The organism is Methanosphaera sp. A6, assembly GCF_001729395.1.
GTDB lineage: Archaea > Methanobacteriota > Methanobacteria > Methanobacteriales > Methanobacteriaceae > Methanosphaera > Methanosphaera stadtmanae.
Genome location: NZ_MAIF01000156.1, coordinates 1 through 3,459, shown reverse-complemented (window position 1 = coordinate 3,459; position 3,459 = coordinate 1). Strand labels below are relative to the sequence as shown.

At 25.3% G+C, this 3,459-nt stretch carries 1 protein-coding gene; it reads right to left on the bottom strand.

From position 1 onward, the window contains the following. On the bottom strand, positions 1–3,363 hold a 3,363-nt coding region (locus tag A9758_RS06645; protein WP_069776348.1), incomplete at its 3' end, for a C1 family peptidase. Positions 3,364–3,459 lie beyond the last annotated feature (96 nt).

The window sequence follows — 3,459 nt, the reverse complement described above, 5'->3', positions numbered from 1 at the left end:
TACTGTTACTTCTATTGTTGAGTTTGTTGTTAATTTACTATAAGCCACTACTGACATTTTAGTGTCTATTGCTTTAACTGTTATTGTCTGGGTTATATTTGATGATTGATATAAATTATCATCTAAATATAATATATTTAGTGTTTGTGTTCCTGCATTTAGATTTAAAACAATAATTGCCTGTCCATTTATAAGTGTAGTGTTTGTTAATAAGTTATTGTTATTATAAATTACAACTCTACCACTATTTACTAAGTTATTGTTAGAATCTCTTACAACTACCTTTATTGTAGTATTTTTAAGATCACTATTTAATACATCAGAATTAATTGTAGTTGCCCCAATATTTAACAATAAAGTTGTATTTGATGGTGCATAATTACTTGCATTATAACATACTGTAATAAGATGTATTCCTTTTTTAATTCCTAAATCAACATAAGTTTGATTACTTGTAACTTGTACTGTTTTTAATATTGTGTTATTTTCTTTTATAGTTATTGTACCAGTGTTTATTGAATTACCATTAGTATCATGGATATTTATTAATAGTTGTGTATTTGTTAGGTTAGATTTAGTAACAACTGCATCTACTTCTGATTTATTAATTTCTGAAGTATATAATTTAAGACAAGCTACACTATCTGAATTAGTTTTACCATTAACATATGAATTAGTTGTTGAAACTATTCTTGTATATTTACTTTCAGATATTGGAATTTGTACTGTTGAAGATGATACTAATTCTAGAACTACTTTTATTTTATCGTTAGTTTTTACATTAATTGATTTTGTAACTTGTACTGTTTCATATCCAAGATGTGTGAATAATCCTTTTTGTGTATGTTTTAATACATTATTCACATAGATACTTACAGTATAATTATTAGTTAAATCACTTACATATGTACCAAATGCTTTTATTAATTCATTACCAGAGGATATATATTCATTAGAATAATTTCCATATTTATTGGATTCAAGCCAGTTACTTATTCCACCAACATCATATTGGTATATTTTATCATAAGTTTCTGTGTTGTTGATTATGAATGTAAATCCACCAGCACCATATATATCATCACATGTATTTAATATACTTTCATCATAGTATGATACATAATAATATCCATTTTCACCAGAACTTGTACCCCAACTATTTTTAATAATAAATGCACCATTTCCTGGTGCTGGAGTTATGAAGTTATTTTTATTATAATTATCATCCCATCCAACTATACAAACTGCATGATTAGTATATTCTGGTTTTTCATGACAATAATATGAATTATGAGTATTATCTACATTTGAACCAAGCCAATAAATATCAGTATATACTGCTCCATACTTCATTATAGCTTTTTTATATTCATTATTATCAGTATAATTTGTTCTACTTGGAATTCCATACACATTATTTATTTGTATTAAATTGTTAATTTGAGGAGATACTATAATCTCTGGTATATATGGATCATTATTTTCATCTGTAGGTCCATACCAATTTATTAGATATGTTATTGGCATTTCATCATATCCACCTAAATTTGGTGATATGCACCATGCTGATTGTGAAAATAGTGCCATTATATTTTTCATGTTATTCTCAGATAAATCATATGAAATACCTGTTGCTTTAAGAATACATGATTCAAGAGCACCCATTGTTGCAAATGACCAACAGTTACCCCCACCACTTTGACTTTTAACACTTGTTACTTGATTTAATTTTCTTAAATCATAACTTGAAGGTATTGTTGTAATTGGTGTATTATTTAGGTTAGTGATAATTACTTGTGGTTTTTTAGTGGTTGTTATTTGATTTGTTATTATTGAATTAGTATTTGTTTGTGTGTTGTTTTTTGAGGTAAAACTTCTAGAATATTGTGAGTAGACATCTTCTGCTTTTGTTGCCTTGTTATTTATGAAGTTGTTGTTGTTAAGTGCAATATCTATCTGATTTGTATAGATACTTCCACCAAAGTATGTGGCTGTATTATTCTTGAAGATAGTGTTGTTTATGTTGATTTTTGAGTAGTCACCATATATGCTTCCACCATTTCTTGCAGAGTTATTAGTGAAATTAGATGATCTTATATCAAGATTTGAATATACATCAAAGAATACTCCTCCATCATATAATACTTTGTTGTTTGTGAAAGAAGAATTTATTATTGTACTGTTGTGTTTTGATTCTGTTATCTCTTCTCCATCACCAGAACCATTTAGAAATGTTGCTACACCACCAAATAATGCATAGTTATTGGAAAATATTGAATTATTTACAAATAAATCACTATCATAAACATAGAATACACCACCAGTACCTTTAAGCACAGAATTGTTTATAAAAGTACTTAAATTAACATTCATAGAACTTTTCTCTAAATATATGCATCCGGCCATAATAGTAGCTTTATTGTTATTGAATGTTGTGTTATATAACTGAGCACAACTTCCATATAACAATACAATACCTTTATATGCATTGTTATTTGTGAATATGGAGTTTTTTAGATATAAGTTAATGGAATTACTTGCTGAATTATAAATAACACTACTTTTTTGTGAGGATACATTGTTAAATAAACAATTATTCACTGTTAGTTTTCCATTATTTTTTATACATGCATCATATGATGTTATATTGTTATTTTTAAAAATACAATTATTAAGTTCAAGTGTACCAGTATTATAAATTACTTTTGTACTTGAATTTGTAAATGTTATATTTGTTATTGTTGTATGCTTATTAAAATTAAATACTTCATCATATGTATTATATCCTTTTATTATGGTTTTATTGGTATTTTCACCAATAATATTAACATCAATATTAACATCAATATTATCTACATTATAATTACCATTGGATATATATACAGTACTTCCATTTGTAATCTTGTTGAAATTTAATTGGTTAATTGTTTTCCATGGATTATCTTTACTTCCATCACCATCATTTGTAACAGAAGCATTGAAGTAATAATTATCTGTAGTTTTCAAAGTTTTATTTACTTTTTTTGTAGATGTATCTTTGGAAATAACATCTACTTTAGTTTGAGTATCACTTGATTTTTTGTTAACTACATAGTTATTGGTATTTAACTTATTATCACTCTTTGTTATAGATTTTTCTGTTTTTTCTTTAGTTTCTACTGATATTTCTTTTTCTACCGTTTTAGATGATATATTTTCGTTTATATTATCTATGAGGGAAGATTGGTATGTATCAGTATGTTTTAAAGTATTTAAATTTGAATATGTGTTAGATGAATCTATAGAATTATCTACTGCATAAACAGAAGAAATACTAAAAAACATTATTATTACTAATAAAGTAAGTAATATTTTTTTATTCATAACGTTCCTCCTTTTTAATATTTATAGAAGTTAAATTTATTAAAATTTGTTAAAAAATAAGTTTTTTTTTAAAGTTTGTAATATTTTTTTTTATAT